The following is a 25298-nucleotide window of genomic DNA, read 5'->3' as shown; positions in this document are numbered from 1 at the left end:
CTCTATTTTACCATAACGAAAAAGGACGTGAACACTTGTATATACCTAAACAATTTAGAGTCGATGATCAAAAAAAGCTGGATGACTTCATCAAAAGCAACAGCTTCGGCATGCTGGTCTCCATAAACAATAGCGAACCTGTTGCTACACACCTTCCCTTTTTATATGATGAACAATCAAACCGCTTAGTAGGCCATATGGCTAAGGTCAACAATCAATGGAATGGACTTGATCAAAACCGTGTATTGGTTATTTTCCCCGGTCCTCATGCTTATATCTCTCCGTCTTGGTACGAGGAGCCAAACACAGTCCCTACCTGGAATTATGTCAGTGTGCATGTGTACGGAGAAATTAATATGATAGAGAACCAGGAAGAAATAGAGGACATCTTGGCGCAAACTGTCGATTACTATGAAGCAGACCGCAGCGAGCCTTGGACAAGCCCTATGAATTCTTCCTTTAACCAGTCCCTCATTAACCATATCGTGGCCTTCGAAATAAAGATTACCAGAATGGAAGGGGCATGGAAATTAAATCAACACCACCCAATCGAAAGACGCCAAAAAGTGATAGACCAGTTGAATCAACAAGAAAATCAAGATGCTAAAGAAATAGCCAGACTTATGAGTCATACGATAAGGAATCCAAATGAATAACGGAGGGACTATATGCATATAGATTGTCTTGGCTGCAGGATAGCCCATCAGTTGGAGGCAGCACATTTAATTTATGAAGATGAGCACGTCGCCTGTGTCTTAGACATACAACCTTTTAACTCGGGGCACACGCTTATCCTTCCTAAACAGCATTATCTGGACTTGGAAGAAATCGACGAAGAAACCTTGTCTGCTATTTTCAAAGCGTCTGTACTTCTTAGTAAAGCCTTGAAATCAGCATTAAACCCGATGGGATTAGCATCATTCAAAATGGCGGTGTGTTTAATGATTTGACCCATTATCACATGCATGTTTTCCCCAGATATAAGGATGATGGTTTTGGCTGGGTAGAACCCCTAAATGATGCAGGCACACTACTAAAAGAAACCTGTGACCATTTGAAAAATTCCCTAGATTATATACGAAAGCAGGCCTAAAATAACACAGGCTGAGCAAACCACTTCGCTAAATCAACGGATCCTTGCACGCCCATAATTCTGTACAAAAATCTATAGGATCTTCTCACGCAGGATAAATCAGGAACGGTCAGCACCGTTTTATACCCCTCAATAAATGGTTTGGATGACTCTGCGTCAAGAACATATTCAAGTCCAATAAAATCGAATTCTGGTGGAGCCAGCACATAAGCCTCAGTGAGCAGGTATGGTCGCTATCTTATTTAGCAGCCCAGATGCTTTTTCGATGTAAATAGCACTCCTGGGATCTACTCCAAATAAAAACTTACAGCCCCACCAGAAGTCATTATCAGGCTCCTCCTTAAGTCTAGAAGACCGGACTATCACTTCGTTCGCAGATGTCTTCACAAGCCAAACGTCACTTGCATGACCTGAATATCCTGGATCAAGTGCGTGCACTTCCTCAACGATTTCTCCTAACAAGGATTGAAAAATATCATTTTCCAACCTTTCTCCCCTCCTTACTACGAAGCTTCTTCAACTACCTTACCCCGAACCTTATTTTCACTATAGCAGCAATCGATTATATTCCCTAATGTTGGTAAGTAGTGTAAACTGTAGGATATGTACCAACAGAAATGGGGGCTCTCCTGTATGATCCTTGAAGTGGCCACTTTGCAAATCAAACCCGGTCTCATTAATGATTTTGAAAGCAATTTTCGGCAAGCCTCGAAGCTTCTGATCAAGATGAAGGGCTATATCAGCCACGAATTAAAAAAGTGTGTGGAAGAAGAAAACAAATATCTCTTGCTTGTGAAATGGCAGTCCATCACAGATCATTTGGTCGGGTTTAGAAATGCCCCTGAGTACCAGGAGTGGAAGGCGCTTCTGCACCATTTTTATGACCCCTTCCCTGTAGTGGAGCATTATATTGATATTAACCTAAGCCAGATATAAGAAGAGCGGCGAAGCGCTGGGAATGAAGAGCTGCTGCTTTAGCGATGTTTTTCATCGTTAAAAACCCCTTCTAACCTCTTCGAGAGGCCATTTATCCACTTTTAACGATGAAAAACATCGTTAAAGTGAAGCAAACCATTCAATTCGGGGAAGGCGGGCTGCTGCTAGTGCTTTTTCACCCTGAACATTAAGAAAAATAACTACGGAAAGGGGCATCCGCTTGGAAGAAAAAGTTATCCAAACAGCTAAGGAAATTTCCATTGTAGCCGTATTAGAAGCAGGAAGGTTCATACGCGGACGGTTCGATAATCTCGACAGTTATGAAGAGAAAGATGACTATGGTGATATTGTCACAGAGGTAGATCATCTGGCGGAACAAATCATTTTAAATAAAATAAAGCATATCTTCCCCAGCCATCAGATTAGATCTGAAGAAGCGGGAGATAACCAGCTGCAGAGCGACTGGCTCTGGTTAGTAGATCCACTCGACGGCACCAACAATTTCGCGATTGGATTCCCAGCTTTTTCTTGCTCCGTTACACTGATGCATAGGAATGAACCCGTATTAGCCGCTATATACGAACCAATGGTGGATCGCCTGTTTGTTTCAAGCTTGAACGCCGGGACGATCTGCAATCTAAAGCCTATAGTCATGGAAAAAAACCGTAACTTCAAAAAAGCTACGGTGGCCTGGATTCAAGGACACAAAGTGCAGAATGAAGCACGCGCAGTAAAGTTGAGGCAGCATATCGATTTAAACACTAAAAGAATGATGCGCTTATGGGCGCCTACCCTGCAGTGGTGCATGCTTGCAAAAGGCGATCTGGATGGTATTATTTTATATAACTCTGAAGGTGAAGATTTATACTCCGGAATGCTGATGGTTAAGGAAGCCGGTGGCCTAGTTATAGATTATGAAGGAAGACCCTTCACTGGAATGAGTTCAGAGCCCTATATGATCGCTTGTCATCCTGACCGTAAGGATTATTTCTTGAATTTGGTCCAGGAAGGATTAAACTAAACACTTTTTCCAAGAGCACGCTCATGAAACCCGGACGTACCAGCACCGTATATACAATAAACGAATCTACCACTCAGCAATTGAAAGAAATTATTGGAATCAATCGTTAGGAGCACACAGCAATGAAAAACAAACTTATATTTATATTATTGATCATGCTGATAGTCATCACAGGCTGCGCCAAAAAGGAAGGATACAGCTCGCCAGAGGAAGCTTTGAACAACTCCGGAGTCAGCTTCAAGGGGTTATTAACCAAAGTTGAACTTCCAAATGCCGCCTTGACCTTCTATTTAACGGAAGATCCGAACATGCCCATAGGAACTGGATTCATACGCGAAAAGAAAGATAGATGGCAATGGATCACGGGTTCTTCGCTGCAACAAATGGCTGATGAACCTGTAACCTACAATTGGGTTAATCTGGATAAGATGCGTGTTGAGGGCAAAGGCTATCATATGTTTTGGGGAGTCATCAACCAGCAAGATATCGAAAAAATCTATATCACCTATAAAAATAACTGGAATTTGGACGGTAATGCCACGATTCTGGATACAGGGCTGGGATATCGGATTTGGTACGTAATTTCAAATGAGTATCATGGCACAGTGCCAGGAGTAGATATAACAGGTTATTCCGGAGCAGGTACAGTCGTCTATACAAACCGTTAGAAATGGAGACTTCTCGCTTATGCACACTCAACTATCTGGCTGTATAGAAGCTATCAATCTCTGCCATAAAGAAGGTTACTACGACAAATCACCCCAAGCTATTGGAAGATTAGAAGCACTTTACGCAAGCATCTTTATGCCACAGGATCGATCCAAAATTTCCAAGAACCAGTATGAAAGCTCTTTGAGCTGGGAAAGAAAGTTGATCGAGCTGTTTGAATCCTCTTCCGTGGACGACATCTGGCCGCTTGTCAAGCAGGTCGAAGACGACATTATCTTTAATCATTTGGCGCTTTACGTCATTGAGAAATTGATCTCCCAGCAGCAAATAGAGGCAAGCTATGCGTACATCGAGCAGCTAAAGGTACTGCATATTTTCAAAGAAGAAGACAACAGATATACTGGATATCGGGTATTATTGAAATACTACGCAGAACAAGCAGATACCGGACATTTCCTTGAAATTTTGAAAAAATCAGAACCTATTAAAGAAAGATACGAGATTGAGAACTGCAAAACAATATTAGTCAGCGAAACGAGCAAAAAGCACGGTTGGGAAGCAGCCTTAACCTTATGTAAACATAAGAAAATAGGAGAAAAGTATACAATTGCAGCCCTTTTACCCGTAGCTGAAACCTGGAACTATGAAGATATGAAGCAGTTGTTCCTGGACCAGCCTCATCTGGAGACAGAAAAAAATCCTGTGAGAACCCAGCTATGCGTGGCTGCTTTTTGCCATCAGATGCGTCGGAAATGGGACCCCTTGTTTTTCCAGGAAGTGTTCGATTTGGCCGACCAGACCGATCCATCCATCAAGTGGGGCGACTGCCGTATGCGGGACGGATTATTGCTGGATATCGGACTGGCCTGCCAGGATATCGAGCTTGTAACCAAATGCAAAAAAGCGATCAAAAACAACTCCATCAAAAAAGAATTGACCTGGCAGATCGACCATTTGAAAAAGCAAAAGAAGCAGTAAGCGAGCTTTCCTGCCGCTTGGGTATGCTACACATCAAGTATTACATCAACGTCGCACTGTGCTCTCGGACTGAGTGCGGTGTGTATTTCGTTAAAGAACTATAAAAAGGAGGCTGTTGCAACATGTCCAATATGGGAGTACCGATACCTTCAGGAGACACCTCTGCGGGAGCTTGCGGCCAGAAGGACATTGTGCTTGGACCTAGAGCTCTGGGACGCGCTTTACTAGAGCGGCAGCTTTTGCTTAGCCGTTCAAACATGTCAGTTCTCAATGCCATCGACCATCTTGTTGGCCTTCAAGCCCAAGCCCCTACGCCTCCCTATATCGGCTTATGGACACGCCTGGCTGGCTTCCACCATGATGATTTGGCTCAGCTAATCAAAGACCGGCAGGTAGTACGCATCGCCTTAATGCGCTCAACCATCCACCTGGTCACCGCCAGTGACAGTCTGGCGCTTCGGCCCATCCTTCAGTCCGTTCTGGACCGCGGACTGAAGAGCAGCTTCGGCAAAAGCCTCGCCGAAGTAGACACAGAGGCACTCGCAGCCGCTGGCCGTGCGTTAGTGGAGGAGCAGCCGCTCACGTTCAGCGAGCTCGGCAATCTGCTGCGCGAGCAATGGCCCGACCGTGAACCGGCGGCCCTTGCGGGCGCGGTACGCACTCTCGTACCGCTCATTCAAGTGCCTCCGCGCGGCCTCTGGGGCTGCAGCGGGCAAGCAAGCCACACCTCAGCCGAGGCTTGGCTCGGCAAGCCCATCTCATCCGACTCATCGCCGGATGAGATGATCTTGCGCTATCTGGCCGCGTTCGGCCCGGCTACCGTCAAGGACATGCAGGTCTGGTCAGGCCTGACCAGATTGCGTGAAGTCACCGAGAGGCTCCGGTCGCGCCTGCGCACCTTCCGTGACGAGCAGGGCAGCGAGCTGTTCGACCTACCGGACGCACCGCTGCCTGACCCCGACACTCCGGCGCCGCCGCGCTTTCTGTCCGAATTCGACAACATGCTGCTGTCATACGCTGACCGTACCCGCATCATCGCCGAAGCTTACCGCCCGCTGGTCTTCACCATAAATGGCATCATCCGGGCGACCATCCTCGTCGACGGCTTTGTCCGAGGAATCTGGAGAATCGAGCGGCAACGCAGCAGCGCCACGCTCATCATCGAGCCTTTCGAGCCTTTGTCCCAACAGGAGATCCATGCACTGTCCGAGGAAGGCTCACGACTGCTGAACTTTGCTGCTGATGATGCAAGCACCCATGACATCCAGATAAAGTGAATGGTTAGAGGAGGACAAGCAGCGGCGGCCCGCCTCCCCCGAATTGAGCGTTCATCCACAACGCCCGAGCCCGTCAGGAAATCTCCTCCAACTAAGAGAAATCCTTGTGGGCTGCCCGTTTGAGCTTGGTGTTCGTTCGATTGTAGCTGAGAAGAGGAAATGGTTGTGGGTGGAAGAGCGTGAGCGCCCGCCTTTAAAGATTCGTTCCTACCTCCTCATCCATTCTATTGAAGGGAACAAATCTTTAACAGTGGCTGGAGTCCACAGCCATTTCCTCTCGTAACGCACATACGTCACGAACACGCTCCTCAAAGGAACGCCACAAAGCTTCCTTCTCAACTATCCAGCCTTGAAAGCTGCACAAAACGGCTCCAATCCCCTACCCGCTTCTCCAAATTGCCAAGCAATTTATCGTAATGCGCCGCTGAGGCCATAAGATGGAGCAACGAAGCACCTGTTTCCCCATAGATCAATTCAGCCTCGATGTCCTCAGCCATACAAGGCTTGATCGTTCTCCAATTGTCGATATGCTCAGATCCCGACAAGAAGCGGTCCCAAATCTGCATCTCGTCACAAAGCACAGCCAGATAGAGCAAAGGCTCCTGCTCCAGCTGAAACTTGACCCCAGGCATATTATGGTAGGCTACAGCTTTGCAGGCGGGAATTACATGCTTCTCCAGCACATGAGGGAAGTAATGGAAACGGGCATTCAGTTCTTCATGCAACTGAGGATGCGTTTCAGAAGCATGCTTGCTGAGCCAATACCAGATTGAAGTATATTTTAATAAAATCAATCCGCTTGCCACACCATGATCAACGACAGGATGACCGTCATAGCCCGACGAAGCCATTTGATACGCAAACTCTGGCAAGCCTGAGCCTAGACTACCGGTATTGCTCTTTGAATCGCTCTCTGAACTGCTGTTCGAATTGCCGCTAAAACCGCCACTAACATTCATAGTCTCTAAACCCGTATGATAAGAAGGAAGCAGCTCTGCCAGCCAAGGTATGTGATCCAAAGCTTTAATCAACTGTCCCGAGCTCTGCTGCTCCCCATGTATCGGCAGCTCGTACCGTTTGGCAAATACTTTCCAGGATTCTTGTAACGCTTCTGCAGCCTCTTCACTTAACTCACCAGCATACCGTTGAAAATAATTGATCGAAAGCATCTCATCATACAAGCTCCAAGACGAAGCGTTCTGACCTTCCTCGAAATCATAATATAAATAACCAACATCATGAAGCAAAGAGGCAAAGGTCCATTGAAAAAGAAACATTTTTACCGGTTTGCTGCTATGAATCGAAGCATCGACGGCTTGGCGTATTTCACTGACATGATCATAGACCCAGATTCCAAGCAAAAACAAATACAACGTGTGTGCCGTGTGATCGGTTTGTTTTTTGTAGGCAATCAGCCGCTTGATTTCTAGTGTAGCCACCGCTGAGCGCAGGGGAATCATATCTGCAAAGTCTGTCAAAGCTAAAATCCGTTCACTCAAAAGCTCAGCCTGCTGCAATCTGTCTATATCCGAGCGGCTGGCAAAAAAACGGGCCAATTGTTGAGATAAGCCGGGAATTTTCCCTCTTAAATAGCCTGCAGCACCAGCCCCGCTGTTGAAATGCTGCAGTAACAGCGTATGTATCGTTGTTTTTGATTCCATTGACATATACTTATTGAGCTCCCTTCCCTCTCCTGTCCTTGTCCGCTCTCGCCTGCCCTTGCCTGCCCTTGCCTGCCCTTGCCTGCCCTTGCCTGCCCTTGCCTGCCCTTGCCTGCCCTTGCCAGCCCTTGCCTGCTCTGCCTGCACGGTTAGGCTTAGAGGCTAGCTAATTTGAGATAATGGGCTTTCCTTGTCTGGTGCATATTTGATAGCGCGAATTTGTACGGACTCACCAGAATGTCTTGTAAATTCAAAGTGGGTAAATCGTTGTTCAAAAAAGCTGAATTTCCGCCTGAACAGATTGGCGACATCAGGGTTGGCTGTAGTAAAGAAAATTTGCCTGCCTGACAGGGCAAGATCGCGAAGCAAATCGAGTAGATTCATAAAATGCAGATCATCCATATTCGCTACAGGTTCATCCATTATCATAAATTTAGGCGCATTTGGCGCCGCCAGATGCACGGCGAACATAACGGAAAGCGCCAGAGATGCCCGCTGACCCGAAGACATTTGATAAGCCTTCACAGACTGGCCGTCCCACTTCCGGTTCAGCATTAGTCCTCCATCCTCAAGACGAATGGCGTCGAACTCCCTGGGGGTATGAAGAATTTTGAAGAACCGCTCGATTTTTGAAATGTTTTTGTTAATAAATTCTTCGGTATAATCCTTGAGAGCGGCTAATTGATTTAAAGTAGTGCAAGCCACCTCACATCTCGCTTCCATGCCTTGATATACTTCCAGCGACCGGTCCACGTTAGCCAGCTGAGCTTGCAGCTCCAGCTTCTGCTGTTTGTTCCGCTGTCTTTCTATAAGCAGACCAACCTGTGTCATGGTCTTCTCCAATTGAATAGCCCACACACGTAAATTTACACGCTTGTCCAGATCAAATTCAGACAGCAGGCTCTCTACACTCTCTGCGAGTCTGTTCCAATGCCTGAGCTGTGTTTCGTTTTCTTTTATAGAGGTACGCAGCTCCTCCAAAGAAATCTGCTGAAGGCGCTGCTTCAAGTCTGCAATTTGATTGCGCAATAGCTCCTCCTCATGTACGGCGGCCGTAGCTTCCTGCTGCAGTGCTTGCTGCCTCGAAACGGCATGCACGTCGAACGATATGGCAGCTTGCTGCGCCTGCTTGTAGAGCGGGTTCTCCTTTTGAAAAAGCTCTGCTCGAATGATGGGCTGCTGACCATATCCTGCTTCATCAAGAGCTTGCAGCTCCTTGTGTGCTATATCCTGCTGCTCCTGCCATCTGCCCATCGTCTCCGTAAGCAGTTGTTGAATGACCAGCCATTGATCCTTTGGCATTTGCATCGCTGCATCCAGGTCAAGAGCAGGATCGGCTAACAGCTCCTCATACACCTCTGCAAGCTGCTCGATATTCTGTCTGTTGATGGTCTGCTGCTCAATCCGTCTTCGCAGCTGCTCCCGCTCTTCTTGCAGAGCCTCCACATTGTTCCGCAGCTCATCCGCATTGCTTTCTCCTTGCACATTAGCAGACATCGCTGCATGAATCGCATCACTCAAAGCCTGATTGCTGCCATGCTCGTGCTTGCAAAGCGGGCATACCGTTGCTTCCTCTTTGAGATCAAGGAAATTTGTTCCTAGATGCTGAAGGCGGGAGAACAGCGTACCCAGATCGCCCATAAGCTTCTCTGCACCCTCAAGACGGGATTTGGCCTGTCCTAAAAGCATCTCAGTTTCTTCCAGGTCCAAAAGAGCCTGCTGATAGCTTTCAGGAGCAAGCAGTGACCAATCAGCCTCAGTCATAGATGCGAGCCGTTTGAAGCGGCCTTCAACTTTGTGCAGAACAGCCAGCTTATGATTCAATTGATCCAATCGTTGCTCCAAAGCCCGACGCTCTACTATTAGTGACGGTTGTTCAATAATCCTTCGCAGCTCCTGCCATTCCCGCACATATTCGTTGGTAACATCTATGTTCTGTTTGATAGAAAGCTTTCGTTCATCCACGCTGCGCAGCTCACCAGCCATACGGTTATGCTCCAGGCTGAGCTGCTCTATGGAAGCAAGCTTGCTGTTTTTTTCCTTCATCAATAGCTCTAGCTTCTGCTGACTTTGCTTGATTTCAGTTTCTATATGTCCAATCGTCAAGCTGACACCGGGAAAAGGAAACTCCACAATTTCTTTCCGCCGCGGCTCCACCGACTGCAATATTACGTTGAGGTTCTCGAGCTGCTCCAGCTGAATTTCTGTTGGCGGCTTTCGCAAATGTATCGAGGACAATAGAGCACCGATTTCAATAGGCTTCCTTGGCTCCGCTCTGCTCAGATCAGCAATCTTCTCCAGCAAAGTATGCTTTTCCGAAGTCATTTCGCTCTTTCGTTTGTGCAGAACCTTAGATTGATCCTCGAATTCTTTTTTATACCGCTGCCATCTGGCTTGTGTAGCCAAAGTAGCTTCGCCAAATACTAGCTGGCTTAAGCTATCGGAGTAATCGAATGTCTCGTGCTCTCCGTGCCCGCTCTCACTAAGCGCGAAGCGGTAAGCCGCCTCAGAATCGAAGTAGTTAAAGCGGTGAAAGTAATAGTTCAGCACAGATTGCTTTCCGGAAGTGACACCATACCAGGATTTGGCTAATTGCTTATACAGCGATAATGATTTTCCCGATTGAAAAATAAGTTCGCCGCCCGACTCCGTTTGACAGCCTACCTTGGATTGCACAGCCGTTGCCTCCACCTTGTCCCCGAACTCGGCGCTGCGCCTGATTTCATTAGTAAATGCGAGCTCAATCGCTTCCATGGCAGAGGTTTTACCTGAACCATTAGAACCATGAAGCAGGTTGACCTGAGTGGGTTGAATCGGATTTACATCTGCAAAGCAATGCTGACGAAACCCATCGAAGGCGACCGATGTAATTTGCTCTATTTGCTGTTCATACTGATCTGCATTGTGGACTCTGCGGCCTGCAGCAGCGGGTTCATCGGAGAGAAAGGGGATTCCGTGCAAATATTGTTTGACATGCTCTGTGGCGAACGTTTGCGTTAAGCATCCGGTCAACTGGGCTCGCTCCAAATGATCGTTCCAATCCTGCACAGGATCAGCCTGCTCCGCCTGCTCGGCTGCGGTATGCAGCCATTCCTTATCGAGCCAGCTCCAAACATCAGCGGGTGTTGCGACAAATTTGCGTGCATAGTCAGCATCATTCTCGATTTTGTGCAGCCGGCTGCTGTCCTTTATCTTTTCATAGCTATCAATGACCAGGATCAAATAGAGATTCCAGCGCACATCATTTTTATAAGCAAAAAACGGTTTGGATAAAAGCTTGGTCTGGAAATCGCTAAAATAGGAAAGGTCATCCTCCCCCGTCATCAGCTCCATAGCAGTCTCGGAAACTTCCACAAAAAAATATTCAGATAATTGAACACCAGGAAGTGTTCCTTCCGTGCGTTTTGCTCTAAAAACCTTGTAGTTCTCGTCGCGAAAACGAAATCGCTCGCTGGTGACATCTTCAGCAAAATGAAGGCTGTTTATCAATTCTTTAAGTTTCATGCTTTCCTCCTAAGCTAACCCTTAATGGAACTCAGAGATTTGGAGTAGGTCGCTTTATCGATTCTCTTCTGCTGCAGATGCTCATCGAATCTTTCATATTTGTTGGACTCAGCCGAAAAATAATAGACAACCACCCGGTTGCGGAAATTAAGGTGGAGCTTTCTGCTCAATTCATCCACCTGCTGCGCAACCTGTTCCCTGCTTTTATGCTCGGAGATCATGAACAGCGCCGATTGAAAAGGATTCCGCTGCTCCGGTGAAAGGTTCTTCGGGTATACATTCCCATATTTCAGCTTGTCCTCAGCCGTTTGAGAGTCTAAATAAAGCTCGTGATTATCCGTTAACTCCTGCATTTCGAGGGGGAAATCCTGTTTTTTTATAAGCTTGATCAAAGTTTTATATTGGAGGGCCTTTTCATTGCGCTTCTGATCCGATTCTTCATCCGATCCAAACAGCATCCTGCTCACCAGCTCATCATCTGCTGCACTAAGCTCGCCTTCCAGAAAGTGGCCAAAGCAAAGCCCAAAGAAAGCATCACAATCATGCGGCGCTGCATGTAATGGATAATCATAATCCTGTCCATGGCTTTCAATAAAAGCCTTCATGGAATACCCGGAAGGTTCAGCATTTCCATTAGGTTCGCGAGCTCCATGAGGTCCACTAGGTTCATGAGGTTCATGAGGTCCGTGAATTCCAGAAGGAGCGGAATTCCAGCTCTGCTGTTCAGTATCAAACACGAAGTAATCCTGTGTGATCGGCTCCGGATGCGTAGTTGCAGCATAGGAAGCGCCAATTTGAAACCCTTTGTTAATATCAAAACGCTTGCAATGTTCTTCCCGGTGAGAGTACCAAATTTCAGTAAATTTATGCAGGGCGAAATAGGTGCCTTTGGCGTGGTTGGACGTTCTGTGCCGCTGCTCTGGCAGCTCTCTCCGCGCAGTCTTTTTGTAAAAGGCAGACCATGGCTTGCTGAAATGTAAATGCTCGATCGTCGTTCCCGCTGCCCAGTTTAAGGTAAGAATCCGAATATCCCGACCCGCATAGCGATCCAGTAAACAACCGCGAAAAGCCCGAAAATCATCATGCCGAGGCTCTTGATTTAATTGGGCATGGAAAATGGTAAGGTGCTTGCCTTGCGTGAAATCAAGCACTTCCTGCGCTTGAACACCAAGCGCATCCGAGCATAGAATGGACAAAAACCGATTCTGATCCTCGCTTCTGCCGCATAAATCAAAAACATAAATTAAATCACTCGTACAAAGGCCTTTCCCTTCATATTCATTCCATTTGTCCGACATCGGGATCGTTTTAAACTGCGGAAGTATGCAAAGCCGCCCATCATCCAGCACGAACAAGTAGATTAGCGTATCGATAAAGAGGCGCTGCTTCAATCGTTCAAAGGCACCTCTAACTACCAGCGTCCTGCCGCTGCTTGTCCATAACTCCAGCTTCCCGGCAAACTCCTGCCGCTCATATCCCTGCATGCCGAGACACCACAAAGAACCCTTGTCCGGCCAAAGCTTGGTGTCCCCGATAATCATGTCCAGCACTTCACATGGAAACGAATACTCCGGCGTCAAAACCAGCTCTGCACAGGTTTCTTTCGCCAAACGGATAAAATCTGCTGCTTTGTCTATATGTAAAGGATTTGTAGTATAAACACCTCTCACGAGATCGGCGGTCGGCTCGCCTTGACACTGCCATTGGAGCACCTGTATCGGTCTGCTGTCCGAAACACAGACCTGAAGCCCGCTGTGAAAGGGAATAAGCGTAGAAACATGAGCAAGTTCGACCATCGCACACCTCTGGATAGAGATTTCACTTATAGTAATATCTTACATTGGAAAATTGCACCTGTAAACCTTTGTTTCAATCAAATTTAAGACCTTTGCCTGATGAATCGTCGTTAATTCCCGCTGCCGCGGTCATTGTGCAATAGAACGATTAAATCACGCTCCAGCCCTTCCATAATATCGTCCCGCTCCAGGAAAGCGTACATTTCCTCTATATATGAAAAAATAAGATGATGATTGCTGCGCACATAATGAATAAAATCCCGCTCTCCATTACCTTGAAAATACCGCACCCATTTCAGCCTGGTCTCATGAATAATTCCATCCTTCAGTGCTGTAGCAAGCTGCCAGAGATCATTACGATCCATTTCCAGAATGACCGTTTTCTTTTTAATGTCCAGCATTACCGATTACCCCCTTACTTTTTACTGAAAAATAACTATGTATGAAGCCGAACCACTAAACCCGAGCCTCTACACCTGAACCAAGAGTATGTATTAAGCAGCTATGTATCATTTATATGGAGCGACCTGGCTTACTTAGACATAAAAAGCTCTGCTTGCCGGGCATTATTTTTCCAAGATTTCAAGTGAGAAAGAATGCCTTGCGGCGTCCTTTGAGGAACGTGTTCGAGAAAAGGGAGCGTTGCGAGAGGAGCGTAATTGAAACTTGGGAGCGTTACGAGAGGAAATGGCTGTGGGCTCCAGCCGTTGTTAAAGATTTGTTCCCTTGAGTGGAATGCATGAGGAGGCTGGAACAAATCTATAAAGGCAAATGCTATCGCACTTCCACCTACTGCCCATCCCCCACTTTAGCTACAATCGCATACAATCGCACGAACACAAGCTCAAACGGACTGCCAGCAGAGGTAGATTTTCTGAGGGAAAGGGATAGTGGCGATAGGGAAAATTTGTGCTTCTTTTTGAATAAAAAAAAGACACTCCGCTCATTTGAACGGAATGCCTTATTAAATATACACTAAATTCACAAAAACATAAAAACGATATAGCCTACAATCATCAATACGATTACGGCCGTGGAAACAATTGAGAGTCCTAAAAAGAACTTTTCAAAAATATGATCGTTGCTGCCCTTATCTTTGCTGTCCTTCTTTAAAGGGTATCTCACCTTGACACCTCCGGCGGTACACATTTGCGACTATGATCCTTTGACTAAGATCCTTACTTAGAATCTCGGATTTATGATTTTCGGTACTGTCTTTTGGGTTGCAGTCATCCATTCACCGCATAACGGACAAGCCGGCTCATGCTCAAAAGACATCTCCACCCGCATCCAACAGCTGCAGATTCGGCTCGTACAGGCCCAAACTGTTGTTTCCACGCCCGGATTCAGAGAAGGATCCTTCTTCGGCCTAGGAAAATATCTCATCCTCTATTGCCCTGTTGTTCCATCCGCTTGTAAGTCTAGCGTGCTTGTGCTGCTTTTAAGCTGCTTTTTATCACGACAGTTTTTACATACTTTCAGAACAGAGCCGTCAGCTTGCGTGCGTTCATAAATAAGTTTGATCCGAGTTCTTTCACAGCCAGGACAGCTGCCTCTCGTTCTTGATGGCGAATGGTTTAATGCCTTACCCCGACTAATACTTGCCATTGATGCTCACCTCTTGGGATTATTTTGTAAGCATAGTCTCCGAAGAGACTCACCCAAGCGTGATTGCATCAACCCCTTTCAATGGCAGGCCTGCCCGTCTTAGAAACTTGAAGGCAGTCCATCTTCCTGACATTCTACCTAACCCGCTAACCACCATCATTGATAGTCCTGTAGATTACCAAAATCGTACTCCTCTGGCTAGCCATTTGATTTGGGTTCATTTTCACCATCGTTCCGTAACATACATCTATAAATTGCTCCTCAGTAATAGAAGCCAGAAACTCATTGGCTTTCTTCTCGGCATAGCTAATATCGGAATCAATAAACTCTTTGATTTGAATCATAGTCAGCGCCCTCACTTTATACATTTAATGTAAAAAATAATCACATATACAGGGAGGCACCCCACCCTAAATAGAGTGGAATGCCTCGATAGACTTAACATATCACGTCAGGGTCATGTTGTCAACTCTGTATGATATTGGAATTAAATAGAAGGTATTATATAAAATTCTATTATTCTTCCCTTGTATGAATGGGTGTGCGCTGGAGATGCAGAGCCCGCCCAGCTGAGGGGAGCTAATGCTTTAACGATGAAAAACATCGTTAAGTGGAGTACACGATCATTTCTGCGGAGGGCAGAGGGCGGACTGCTACTTAAGCTGCTATAAGCTACTACTAGCTGTTACTAGGCCGCTACTCTCGTTCTTCTCCCACATACCTTCCCTCTCAGCTTCAAAGTGCCGATCCTGCCACACTCAAACAGACTGCCAGTAAAAGTTGCTTTCCTGAGGGAAAGGGAGGGTGGCGATAGGATAATCTGAGCTTCTTTTCTGGTTCCCTAATCGAGAATTTTTCTCTCCAGGCATCACCCAAAACCTATACTTTCTAATAAAACATACATAAAAACAGCACCCTGCTGGGTGCTGCCTTCATGCATAGATTATTTTGCGGAAAACGTCAGCGATTCGAAAGCCTTGTTCAGACGGGCTTCATTCGCTGGTGTGCGAACTGCTTCCTCGATGCTTAGTGTGACTCTGTAAGTGATGTTGTTTTTACTGAAAACATAGGTAGTTTCCAGAGCAGGTGCTTTCTCGCCGCCAATGGTAGCTACATATTTCTTAGCGTTACCTTTGAAAAGTGTGATGTCCGTTGCTTTGTACTTGTAGTCACTATCGTCTTCACTGCTTTTCTTGTGGTACTTGTCTTCACTTTTTACAGTTTCAGCAAAGGTTTCGCTCGCATTAGCACTAATCTCCATGAATCCTCCTGAGAAGTAGAAGGAAACATCCGGGCTATCCTTATAATCCTCATACATATCATTGGACCAGATTTCCGGGATATCTAATGCATATTTATACTTGGCATTGCTGTATTTGACTGTTGCATTAGGATCAAGGAGCTCGTCGATATCTTGAATGAAACCAACGTCAGGGTTCATAGCTTCTTTATCGATATGCAGCGATGCGGTCAAGGTCTCAATAACTGCATTCACTTCATCCTTATCAGCCTCTACCGGGTAGGTGTAATCAATCTGGTACTTAAACTTATCCTTGATCAGGTAGATAGAGTACTGATTCGTCCACTCTCCTGCCATCTTGTAGGAGTAGCTTGCTTGCAGCGCTGTTACATCCGTGAGCTCAACTTCCTTAGGCTTCTCGTTCTTGCGGTACTTGGTAGCAAAAGCATCTGTGAATGCCTTCAGTTCCCTGTCTACCCAAGCCTTCAGCGTATCTCCGGAAGATGCGGAGGTAACATAAACAGCTATGCCTTGTGAATAATCCTCGTTAAAAAAGCTGCTGCTGCTGCTGTAATCGCTTTTTTTCCAGGCCTTGGGGAGATCTACAGAAAGCCCGTAGTTGTTCGTGTACGTTGTACTTTTATCCGAGTATACAGAAATGTCCTTCAAAGCTTCATTATTGGCATCAAAATTGAGCTCGAAGCTGTCCAGCAAATCAGCAAGGCTGTTTAGCCTGCTTTTTTTCTTTTCTGCTTCTACATTGCTGATGAACAAGGTAACTATGTAAATTTTGCCATCACGTTGATAAGCACGGATCTGACCGTAGTCTTTATCCACCGATTTGGCAACCATTTTAGCATAGGAATTGGCAGTGCCTTCTCCTTTTATATACCTTCGTTCCAGAATGTTGTCGGAATCGCTACCTTCAGAAATTTTGTTTAAAAGTCCTGATGGCGATAATGGCCCGTTCAAACTGTTCGATGTTTCTACTTGTAAATAAAACTCACCTTTGGCGTCTACAAACGTCACCCGGTCTCCATCTTCCGATTGATCTGCTTTGATCAGACCTGCCGGGTATTTCATTGACCATCCATAATGACTGTCACCGATCCGCGTCTTGCCGCGATCCGTATCAATGCCTGTAACATCGGTAGTGTCCGTCCACTTGGAATCGGAGACTTGTACCTCGCCAAGTGTAATCTCCTTGGTTATGGCCAGTCCACCGGACTTCAGAGAAAGGCTGACCTTCTCACCCGGCAAATATTTCTTCAAAGCTTGATTGTAATCCACCATCGTCTTCACTGTGGTTCCACCAACGGATACGAGCAAATCGTCCTGCTTTACACCCGCCAGCGCGGCCGGAGAATCCGGATCCACATAGGCGACCCGAAGCTCATCTTTGGAGGGCAAACCGACAACAGCCTCCCAGCTCTCCTCCAGCTCAATACCGACATAGGAGCGCTTTACCTTGCCATACTTTTGAAAATGATCCAGCACATATTTCACTGTATCTATCGTTATTGCAAAGCCAAGGTTCTCGACGCCGTATTCAGCGTACTTCAGTGTATTAATACCGATAACCTCGCCTTTCATATTCACAAGAGCCCCGCCGCTGTTGCCTGGATTAATGGCTGCGTCGGTTTGGATCAACTGATATTCCGAACTAATGGAGCGTTCCAGACCGCTTACAATTCCTAAAGTTACCGAGTTACGAAGTGAAAAAGAAATCGGCGTGCCAATGGCTGCTACCGTCTCCCCCACCCTGATATCGGATGAAGAGGCAAGCTTGGCTGCAGTCAGCCCGGTTGCTTCGATTTTGACCAGAGCCAAATCGCTTTCTTCGTCCATATTCGTTATCTTACCGGTATAGGATTTGCCATCTGAGGTTACAACTACGATATTATTCATATCTTTGACGACGTGCGCATTGGTAATAATAAATCCGTCTGATTTAACGATTACGCCTGTGCCATGAGCCAGATTGAAACGGTTGGTTGAAGCTTTATCGGTGCCCGACGGCTTTCCAATAATCGCTACAACGGATGCAGTCGTGCGCTCAACAACCCCGGGAACATCGGAGCTGTCTGCTGCGTAGGAGGGGGTAATGCCTGTCCAAGAAATCATCGTTATGATAATAAGGAGTGCAATACCTATCTTTAATTGCTGTTCTTTCCATTTCCCCATCGTGCTCTTCCTCTCTTGGTATATATGTGCAGCTTCAGCTTGACACTAGTAAAACTTAACACATTCTACCAATTGGAACAATCATAAATTTTCGACATTATTCTTCGACAATCCCCTGCATTCACAGCGTCGTGATCGTGCCGTCTGTCCATTCTGTAATCCGCTTCGGATGCGTGTAAACGTTAAGCTGGGAGCCGCGGATAAAACCGACGATCGTTATGCCCAAATCATGGGCCAAACGCAGTGCCAGGTCGGTCGGGGCCGACTTGGATAACAGCAGGCCTACCCCGATTTTGGCTGCTTTGAGCGCCACCTCCGAGGATACTCTTCCGCTGAAAGCCAGCAGCTTATCGCGCAGGGAAAGACGCTGCCGCAAGCAGTGTCCATATATTTTGTCCAATGCATTATGCCTTCCGATATCGGTACGGGAAACTATCAGCTCATCTACCGTACACAATGCTGCGTTGTGAACTCCTCCTGTGCGGCGGAAGTCGTCCGATTGCTGCTGAAGCTCCCTCATCAAAGCAAAGCACTGATTTACGGAAATTTGCAGACTGGTCAAAATTGTTTTTGCCGTACGGGCATCATTATGAAAATAAAACTGCCTGCTCATCCCGCAGCAGGAGCCAATAATACGCTTCGATACCATCGCTTCACTGAGCTCATGCTTATTGCGCAGCTTAACAGCAGCGAAGCCCCGTTCCTTATCAAAGGCAAGCGATTCAACCTGAGCGGCGGAGCGGATCACTCCTTCAGACGCCAGAAAGCCAATGACCATGTCCTCCAAATCGCTTGGTGTACAAACAATGGTAGCCAGCTCTTCGCCATCCACTTTCAAAGTAAGGGGATACTCGCAGGCAATTTCCTCCTCGCTGGCACCAAGCTGCTGCCCATCATATTTAAACACGCTCCATGGAGCGGTAATTTCAGCTTCTTCCCCCTCCCATTTCATCCTCTCTCACCTCCGGTTGTTTTACATATATTCATCTAAATGTTCATCTGTGTCCGAACTGAAAGCTTCATCATCCTTCATCTTTCATCCTTCATTCCACTTCCGTCTCCAGCTCCTGGATTCTTTTCTCTACATATCTTGTATCCTTGAGGGCATGGTAAGTGTCCGCCTTCTCAACAATAACGCTTGTATTGTACTCGGGAATTCCCGCATATTTCTCGTATACCCCTTTGGGAATAAGCACATTGCCTTCCGGCCAGTGGACTTCGATATTCCCTTCCTTCAAAGGTGCTAGCTTCACGCGTGCATGAAAGCTGCCGTAGCTGTTATAGATAACAATTGCTTCACCCTCGGATAAAGCAAGGGCACGGGCATCAGCTTCGTTCAACAGTGCATCATAGCGGTCCGCTTCATTAAAGGGATCTGTCTCACTATAGATCATCGAATTGAACTGTTTGCCCCGGCGGGTGGTGACATAGAAATGACCCTCCGGCTTGCGCAGCTCGGGCAGCTCTATCGGAATCAGCGAGCCCTGGCCGGTTGGCGTCGGACAATGACCGCCCTCGCACAGCCACGCGCCGCCCCACTGGAACACATCGCCGCGGTCCTTCAGGTGCTGGACGCCCTCATAATTCGGGGCCAGCCTGGCGATTTCGCCGCGCACCTCCTGCGAGCTGCCCAGCCCTACCAGCTGCGCCGCCTGCGGCTTCACGCGCCGCGCCAGATCGGCGTAAATCTCCCACTCCGCACGGGCTTCGCCAATGCGCGGGCCGTCGATTTCCGGCGAGAAATACACCATCCGCTCCGTGGAGGTGGAGGTGCCGCCCCCCGGCTGCTCGTAGCGCGTCATCGCCGGCAGCACAATTACGGCCTCCTGCGCATCCGCCAAGGTGGACGTGTTCAGGATGATGTCCTGGTGCACCCGGACATCTATGCTCTCCAGGCAGCGCCGGACGAATTCCGGGTCCGGCATCGTCTCGAGGAAGTTGCCGCCGGAGGTGTAGAACAGGCGGAGCTTGCGCTCCTGCTCCTCCGGCAGGAGAGCATTCTCCAGGGTGACACCAACAATGTCACCCTGCCAGCGCGGCAGCTCGAAGCCCCAGAGCTGCTGCACGCGCTCGATGTCGGCGCCGTAGAACTCGCCGCCGGGCAGGCTGAAGGGATCGGCGCCCATTTCGCCGGAGCCCTGCACCCCGCTATGGCCGCGGATGGGCATCAGCCCGCAGTGCTCGCGGCCGAGAAAGCCCCGCAGGAGGGCGAGATTCGCCACCTGCGAGATGTTGTCCGTGCCGTGGCGGTGCTGTGTGAGCCCCATGCTCCACACGAACACCGCGCTGCCGGCAACCGCCAGCAGCTCCGCGAACTCGCGCATGCGTTCGCGTGTGAGCCCGGACGACTGCTCCAGCGTCGTCCATTCCTGCTGCGTGACGTGGGCACGCAGCGTCTCGAAGCCGTTCGTGTGCGCCTGCACGAACGCGTGGTCGATGGCGGAGCCGGGAATCTGCTCCTCCATGGCAAACCAATGCTTCATGACGCCGTTCATGAAGGCAATATCGCCACCGATGTTCACCTGGTACACATCGTCAGCAAGCTTTGTGCCGAATAGCGCCGATTCGGCGATGGAAGGAATCCAGTACTGTTCCATCGATGGCTCGGAGTACGGATTGATGACAATGATTTTCGTCCCCTTGCGCTTCGCCGCGTACATATATTTGGTCGATACCGGCTGATTATTCGCCGCCACACTGCCCCAGAACACAAGCACATCGGTACCGATCCAGTCCTTGTAATTGCAGGTCGAGGCGCCCACTCCTATGGAGCGCTTCAGCGCCGTCTTCGACGGAGAGTGGCAGATGCGGGATGCATTATCAATGTTATTCGTCCCCAGAAAGCGGGCCACCTTGGCAGCAGCATAATACGATTCATTCGTAATGCCGCGCGCTGTTAAATAGAAAGCAAGCTGCTTCGGATCAATCGCCTGGATCTTACGAGCTGTATAATCCAGCGCTTCATCCCATGAAATGCGGCTGAAGCGCGTCTCTCCCTTCCTGCGGATCAGCGGATACGGAATCCGTCCCAGCTTCCTCAGCTCTGTGCTGTCCATGCGCCGCAGCTCCTCTATATCTGCATGCAGCAACTTCTCTTCAATTGCCGGCATTGTGTTTAGCCGCAGCACATTCAGACGGGTAGTACATAAATGCGGACCGGCCAGCGTCTGATCATACAAACCAGAAACGCCCAGCGCACAGCCATCACACACCCCTTGAGTCAGAATGCGGTATGCGTAAGGCAAATTATCGCGATTCTGCCAAACAATCTTCGCGGTCTCCCTAATATGATGAGGCTTGATTTTACCCAGTCCAAAAGGCATAGCGCTCACCCACAGCTTCGGATCAGGCTTGCCGGGCAGCTTTACGGGTCCCGTGTGCTTCGTTGCTCCCATTTCATTCATCTCCCTTTTCCATTCGGGTATATCTCCTGACGGACTTACAGCCAATAAAAAAACCACCGCAAATCCACCCCACGGTTCCCTAAGGACCCGATAAGGGTAAATTTCACGGCGGTTAGTCTCCAGCAGGTTCGCTACCAAGTGCCAACAGCACTTTTTTTTTTTTGTATTACGTGCATCTCGTTAACTACTATTTAAACCAGCAGTCACCCGCTGCCAAACTTTTTCTCTAAATCCTGATCAAAAACAAAAATGGAAATGCCGCTATCCTGCTCAATATCAATATCGACAAACAGCTGCAGGAACTTCGCTCCAAGCAGCGCTTCCATCTCCGCCGGCGGATGATCCCGGTATATTTCCTTGACCATTTGGGTGCGAGCCGTACGGAGCATTTGCCTGCCATCGTCGGCCTTCGCGATAAACTTCTCTATGGGGGATAAATTGCCCTCCATCTCACAGATTGCCCACTGCTTGCAAAAGGTCGTCCGGACTCTTTCCGGTCCTTTACCCATATGCCGTTTGCGGTAAGCTTTTACCAGGTTGCTGAATTCAGCTTCTATTTTATTCACCTGCAGGCCACCTTCATCACGCATGGATGGAATACTTTTATCTTAACAAGAAAGCGCGGCCAAAACAATAAGCATGCTCTTTATTTCTTCTGTTTTCACAAGTTTTGCTGGCCTGTAAGTACGGTTTTGAATAAATGTCGCTGGATTTTCACTAAATACAAGGGCCTCCCCTTTCTTATATGCTTGAGGTGTCGGATTTATCGCTCTTGAATCCTCGGTGTGAAACACAGACTCGAATGACAAATGAAAGGAGTTTTACAAGGATGAATGGACAAAGCTATCAAATTGGTGAAAGAACTTTAGAGATGGGCAGCAAGTATTTAACGGAGCTGCGCAGCTCCAACGATATTATGGATAATGTGGAAGCGCTGCGGGCTAGACTTAAGAAGGACGGCTACCTGCTGATCCGGGATTTCCATAACCGCGAGCAGGTGCTTGCTGCAAGGAACGAATTTCTGCGGAAGCTGCAATCCATGGGCCGCCTGGAAGAAGGCTCCCCTCTAGAGCTTGGCCGTATTCATGCGGATAATAAATCAGCCATATGGGGAAAAGGCGTTGACGAGTTAAAAGAGGACTTCCCGCAATTTCTTGAAGTTGTGAACGGGCCGCGGGTTATGAGTTTTTTTGAGAAGCTGCTGGGCGGCCCCTGTCTCACTTACGATTACAAATGGCCCCGGGCTATCGCCAGAGGCGGCAATACAGGCGCCCATTATGATGTCGTGTATATGGGACGCGGCACCAAAAACGTGTATACCTTATGGACACCCTTCGATGATATTTCGCTGGAAAAAGGTACGCTGGCCATGTGCCTCGGCTCCCAGGATTTTGACAAGGTCAGACAAACCTACGGGGAGCTTGATGTGGACCGGGATAACGTAGCCAAGGGCTGGTTCAGTGAGGACCCGGTGGAAATCGTGGACAAATTCCATGGCCAATGGGCGACAACACCCTTCCGCGCAGGCGACGCCATTCTTTTCGGCATGTATATGATGCATAGTTCTTTGAACAATACGACCGACTTCTATAGAATCAGTTCGGATACGAGATATCAGCTTGCCTCTGAGCCTGTGGATGAAAGATGGATCGGCGCCAAGCCTAAGGGGCATTATGCCTGGGGCAAAACACCGGAGAAATCAATGGAAGAGGCCCGCAAGGAATGGGGCGTGTAAGAAGCTCACCAGCCAACCCCTTATGGAAGGTACCAGTGCTCTGCAGGCTGACCACTGCCATATAGCGCTGCGCCCGTGCTCCGGGAACGGCGTGGGGCGCGGAATAGACGGTTTTTTTCCAAAAGGCCACACTTCCCTATCCCAATCAGTTGTAATAAGATATAAGTACGTATATGGGATGCTAAAGCGGGGAGATGCGCCATGGCAGATACATTTCAAGTCAGAAGCTTTATAGGGACTCATGATAAGGACTGGGAGGATCCGCGTTTTTTTCAGCACAAAAGCCTTGAACTGGCTACCGTACTGGAAGGACGCGGCTTATTCCGCTGGAACCGGGAGGTGCACACCATAGAAGCCGGTCAGACCGTGGTCATTCCGCCTCATGTCCCCCATTCCTTCCATGCTTCCGCTCCGATCCGCTTCGGCGTATTGCTGCTCAGCAATCTGCCTGCCGAGTATCTCTCCTTATTCAATTCTCTGCTGGAGGGCAAGAACTGCCCGGAGATTATCACCTTATCCCAGATGGATAAAGAACAATACGAATCCTTATTCCGTCAGTGGCTCCGGGTTATGTCCTCGTCTTTAAAAAAACCGGTTAAAACCTATTTGGCCTGGGTGCAGGTGCTGCTCTTATTTTTCACCGAGCATTCCCAAAAGACGGAACAGGCCCTTTCCATCACGCATATTGCCGACTACCTGCGAAAGCATCTGCAGCACGGCATTCTTATTTCCGACTTGGCCGTAATGGCCGGGCTCTCCGAAGAAGGGCTGCGCAAGCGTTTTCACAAAGTATATCAAATGACTCCCAAGCAATTTCAGCATGCTTGCCGGTTAGCCGAAGCCAAGTGGCTGCTTAGCTCCACAGATAAGGACATGCAGGCTATCGCTGAAGCCATTGGCTTCTCGCAGCTACATTCGTTCTCCAACTGGTTTAAAAAACAGGAGGGCACCGCTCCATCAGAGTGGAGGAAGTCACAGCGGCTATACCATATGTGAGTGTCTGCCGCCAAAGGACGACTGCAGCTTCGGCTCCTGCCGTTAATCCCTCCGTCATAAATTGATTGCTCGCCTGTCCTGCCGCAGAAGCAGCCATAACCAGGAGCGTTTCGTCAGATGCAGCGAAATCCAAAACAATAACAAAGCATCCACCGTATGAAGCGCCGGGAGAAGTCCGGTAAAGCTCTGAATGGTCATATGCTGCAAAGCGGTAAGCGCAAATAAACCGAGAGGCAGCCAGCGAAGTCCGCCGCGGATTTGACCGAAAAATGACAAGATAAACATGATAACCGATCCAAACTCGAAATAATTTGCAAATACACGATGCAGCTCTAAATTCCCATTTTCTACAAAAAGCCCCAATCCGGCGAAAAACACCTGAACAATTACACATATCAGATAACCTACAGCCAGTAGCCCGTACACAAAACGTACCGAGCGGATGCGTGCCGATCCATTATTTCGCTCACTTGCCTTGGCATCGGCATTATTTCTATCAGCATTCATCTTATCCGTATTCATCCTTTCCGTATTTTCCCCATCTGCACTCATCCTATCAACACCCTTCCTGTTGGCATTGCTGCTGCTTCCTTTTTCATTATCCATTCTTTACACCCCCTCCCTCCTATGCTTGGCTAAGCTTGTGACCGGGATTTGGGTCTGCGCGGACCCCACGGCTTAAATACCGAAATAACGAACATACTCCCTATAGATACAATTTGTAAAATAATTCCACTCCAAAGCAGCCCGCTGTTTAGGGCAAATGCCGGATCATGAAGAGAGCTCAATCCTGCTTCCGATGTCAAAGTGACCGCTTTCAGCGTCAAAGTTTCCATGCTGATTGGCCCCAGCAGGATCGAGATGATCATTAAGCCTTCTTTGGCCATAATCCAGTAATATTTAAATAACCCCCATGAGGTCAGCATGGAAAGCAATATCCCGGTAATAAGCGCACCGATCGCCGAAGCCCGGACAGAAGTCTTGGCCAATACGTGCATACCCGTATAACATGCTTTAAGTATGCCTTCATCGCTTGTAGTGGCCGCTGTTATGCTCAAAATTAGAAAAAAAACCGCTCCCCCGAACATAATCGCGGAGAACAACAGATGAGCGAGCAGCAGCCACTTCCTTTGGGTTGCATTCAGCTTCTGTTTACCTATCTCCTTCACCTCCCGGCCTGTAGACTTAAGAGCCCT

At 48.0% G+C, this 25298-nt stretch carries 23 protein-coding genes and 1 pseudogene; 9 read left to right on the top strand and 15 right to left on the bottom strand.

The features are described 5' to 3' along the window. Nucleotides 1–35: 35 nt before the first annotated feature. Nucleotides 36–656 (top strand): FMN-binding negative transcriptional regulator, encoded by a 621-nt coding sequence (locus tag J2Z66_RS10450; RefSeq protein ID WP_209971327.1) that lies wholly within the window; start codon nucleotides 36–38, stop codon nucleotides 654–656. Nucleotides 657–668: 12 nt separating this feature from the next. Continuing rightward, nucleotides 669–950: an HIT family protein gene (locus J2Z66_RS10445; protein ID WP_312894483.1), complete on the top strand. Its 282-nt coding sequence runs from the start codon at nucleotides 669–671 to the stop codon at nucleotides 948–950. Between the two features lie 139 nt (nucleotides 951–1089). On the opposite strand, the pseudogene J2Z66_RS10440 reads toward J2Z66_RS10445, so the two are convergent. After that, nucleotides 1090–1567, bottom strand: a pseudogene (locus J2Z66_RS10440) (hypothetical protein). A gap of 159 nt (nucleotides 1568–1726) precedes the next feature. On the opposite strand from J2Z66_RS10440, the gene J2Z66_RS10435 reads away from it, so the two are divergent. From J2Z66_RS10435 to J2Z66_RS10415, 5 genes are all read left to right on the top strand, one after another. Beyond that, nucleotides 1727–2029, top strand: coding sequence for an antibiotic biosynthesis monooxygenase family protein (locus J2Z66_RS10435; RefSeq protein WP_209971326.1), 303 nt, complete (start codon nucleotides 1727–1729; stop codon nucleotides 2027–2029). Between the two features lie 220 nt (nucleotides 2030–2249). Further along, on the top strand, nucleotides 2250–3050 hold the full coding sequence (locus tag J2Z66_RS10430; RefSeq protein ID WP_209971325.1) for an inositol monophosphatase family protein: 801 nt from the start codon (nucleotides 2250–2252) through the stop codon (nucleotides 3048–3050). A gap of 122 nt (nucleotides 3051–3172) precedes the next feature. Then, nucleotides 3173–3718 carry a hypothetical protein gene (locus tag J2Z66_RS10425; protein WP_209971324.1) on the top strand — a complete coding sequence of 182 codons (546 nt, stop codon included), beginning with the start codon at nucleotides 3173–3175 and terminating at the stop codon, nucleotides 3716–3718. A 19-nt stretch (nucleotides 3719–3737) separates the two neighbouring features. Further along, the gene (locus J2Z66_RS10420) at nucleotides 3738–4697 is read left to right on the top strand and encodes a hypothetical protein (protein WP_209971323.1); all 960 of its coding nucleotides are present in this window, start codon (nucleotides 3738–3740) and stop codon (nucleotides 4695–4697) included. A gap of 122 nt (nucleotides 4698–4819) precedes the next feature. Next, nucleotides 4820–5974 (top strand): winged helix DNA-binding domain-containing protein, encoded by a 1155-nt coding sequence (locus J2Z66_RS10415; protein WP_245375431.1) that lies wholly within the window; start codon nucleotides 4820–4822, stop codon nucleotides 5972–5974. 335 nt (nucleotides 5975–6309) lie between these two features. Here the strand turns inward: J2Z66_RS10415 and J2Z66_RS10410 are convergent, their stop codons facing one another. From J2Z66_RS10410 to J2Z66_RS10360, 12 genes are all read right to left on the bottom strand, one after another. Continuing rightward, nucleotides 6310–7641 carry a hypothetical protein gene (locus J2Z66_RS10410; protein WP_209971322.1) on the bottom strand — a complete coding sequence of 444 codons (1332 nt, stop codon included), beginning with the start codon at nucleotides 7639–7641 and terminating at the stop codon, nucleotides 6310–6312. A gap of 156 nt (nucleotides 7642–7797) precedes the next feature. Then, on the bottom strand, nucleotides 7798–11139 hold the full coding sequence (locus tag J2Z66_RS10405) for a hypothetical protein (RefSeq protein ID WP_209971321.1): 3342 nt from the start codon (nucleotides 11137–11139) through the stop codon (nucleotides 7798–7800). Nucleotides 11140–11153: 14 nt separating this feature from the next. Continuing rightward, the gene (locus J2Z66_RS10400) at nucleotides 11154–12935 is read right to left on the bottom strand and encodes a hypothetical protein (RefSeq protein WP_209971320.1); all 1782 of its coding nucleotides are present in this window, start codon (nucleotides 12933–12935) and stop codon (nucleotides 11154–11156) included. Nucleotides 12936–13045: 110 nt separating this feature from the next. Beyond that, nucleotides 13046–13336 carry a hypothetical protein gene (locus J2Z66_RS10395; RefSeq protein WP_209971319.1) on the bottom strand — a complete coding sequence of 97 codons (291 nt, stop codon included), beginning with the start codon at nucleotides 13334–13336 and terminating at the stop codon, nucleotides 13046–13048. A 580-nt stretch (nucleotides 13337–13916) separates the two neighbouring features. Further along, a complete protein-coding gene (locus J2Z66_RS10390) occupies nucleotides 13917–14060 on the bottom strand; it encodes a hypothetical protein (protein WP_209971318.1) in 144 nt (47 codons plus the stop codon). A gap of 57 nt (nucleotides 14061–14117) precedes the next feature. Further along, entirely contained in the window at nucleotides 14118–14321 is a 204-nt protein-coding gene (locus J2Z66_RS43400; RefSeq protein WP_209971317.1) for a cold-inducible protein YdjO-related protein, read from the bottom strand. 3 nt (nucleotides 14322–14324) lie between these two features. Beyond that, on the bottom strand, nucleotides 14325–14543 hold the full coding sequence (locus J2Z66_RS44350; RefSeq protein WP_245375430.1) for a hypothetical protein: 219 nt from the start codon (nucleotides 14541–14543) through the stop codon (nucleotides 14325–14327). Nucleotides 14544–14689: 146 nt separating this feature from the next. After that, nucleotides 14690–14887 carry a sporulation protein Cse60 gene (locus tag J2Z66_RS10380; RefSeq protein ID WP_209971316.1) on the bottom strand — a complete coding sequence of 66 codons (198 nt, stop codon included), beginning with the start codon at nucleotides 14885–14887 and terminating at the stop codon, nucleotides 14690–14692. A gap of 599 nt (nucleotides 14888–15486) precedes the next feature. Next, entirely contained in the window at nucleotides 15487–17967 is a 2481-nt protein-coding gene (locus J2Z66_RS10375; RefSeq protein WP_209971315.1) for a S1C family serine protease, read from the bottom strand. 121 nt (nucleotides 17968–18088) lie between these two features. Further along, nucleotides 18089–18919, bottom strand: coding sequence for a formate dehydrogenase accessory sulfurtransferase FdhD (gene fdhD / locus J2Z66_RS10370; protein WP_209971314.1), 831 nt, complete (start codon nucleotides 18917–18919; stop codon nucleotides 18089–18091). A 91-nt stretch (nucleotides 18920–19010) separates the two neighbouring features. Next, nucleotides 19011–21362 carry an FdhF/YdeP family oxidoreductase gene (locus J2Z66_RS10365; protein WP_209971431.1) on the bottom strand — a complete coding sequence of 784 codons (2352 nt, stop codon included), beginning with the start codon at nucleotides 21360–21362 and terminating at the stop codon, nucleotides 19011–19013. 212 nt (nucleotides 21363–21574) lie between these two features. Beyond that, nucleotides 21575–21937, bottom strand: a complete 363-nt coding sequence (locus J2Z66_RS10360) for a Na-translocating system protein MpsC family protein (protein ID WP_209971313.1) — start codon at nucleotides 21935–21937, stop codon at nucleotides 21575–21577. Nucleotides 21938–22200: 263 nt separating this feature from the next. Between J2Z66_RS10360 and J2Z66_RS10355 the strand changes: the two genes are divergently transcribed. After that, nucleotides 22201–23106: a phytanoyl-CoA dioxygenase family protein gene (locus tag J2Z66_RS10355; protein WP_209971312.1), complete on the top strand. Its 906-nt coding sequence runs from the start codon at nucleotides 22201–22203 to the stop codon at nucleotides 23104–23106. Nucleotides 23107–23307: 201 nt separating this feature from the next. Beyond that, entirely contained in the window at nucleotides 23308–24102 is a 795-nt protein-coding gene (locus J2Z66_RS10350; protein WP_209971311.1) for an AraC family transcriptional regulator, read from the top strand. Nucleotides 24103–24156: 54 nt separating this feature from the next. Here the strand turns inward: J2Z66_RS10350 and J2Z66_RS10345 are convergent, their stop codons facing one another. Further along, nucleotides 24157–24708 carry a DUF6220 domain-containing protein gene (locus J2Z66_RS10345; RefSeq protein ID WP_209971310.1) on the bottom strand — a complete coding sequence of 184 codons (552 nt, stop codon included), beginning with the start codon at nucleotides 24706–24708 and terminating at the stop codon, nucleotides 24157–24159. 29 nt (nucleotides 24709–24737) lie between these two features. Beyond that, a complete protein-coding gene (locus J2Z66_RS10340; protein ID WP_312894481.1) occupies nucleotides 24738–25271 on the bottom strand; it encodes a hypothetical protein in 534 nt (177 codons plus the stop codon). Nucleotides 25272–25298 lie beyond the last annotated feature (27 nt).

Source organism: Paenibacillus eucommiae (assembly GCF_017874215.1).
GTDB classification, from domain to species: domain Bacteria; phylum Bacillota; class Bacilli; order Paenibacillales; family NBRC-103111; genus Paenibacillus_AI; species Paenibacillus_AI eucommiae.
The sequence above is the reverse complement of the archived record's forward strand: the minus strand, read 5'-3'. Positions and strand labels throughout refer to the sequence as shown.